General features: G+C 39.9%; 1 protein-coding gene. It reads left to right on the top strand.

Going from position 1 to position 233, the window contains the following annotated elements:
- Positions 1–43: 43 nt before the first annotated feature.
- On the top strand, positions 44–233 hold a 190-nt coding region (locus R2R70_RS23400; RefSeq protein ID WP_410979407.1), incomplete at its 3' end, for a DUF3846 domain-containing protein.

Here is a 233-nt window from a genome sequence, read left to right as displayed (position 1 = left end):
ATGATTTAACAATGCGAATCTATTCAAGGGGGGGTGTACTAGCATGCACGGGGAACTAATTACAATAATGAGGGTAAACGTAGGGGAAAGTCCTGAAGTGATTGAAGTACCGTCAGCGTTGGAATCATTTCAAGAAATCGTGGGTGGTCGGTTACAATGTGTTAGTCTTTCACATGGTATAGATTTATGGATTAATGAAGAAGGGCTGATGAATGGATTAGAAATTAACTTCC

The organism is Cobetia sp. SIMBA_158 (genome assembly GCF_046566945.1).
In the GTDB taxonomy this organism is placed as follows: domain Bacteria; phylum Pseudomonadota; class Gammaproteobacteria; order Pseudomonadales; family Halomonadaceae; genus Cobetia; species Cobetia amphilecti.
This window is presented reverse-complemented; position numbering and strand designations above follow the sequence as displayed.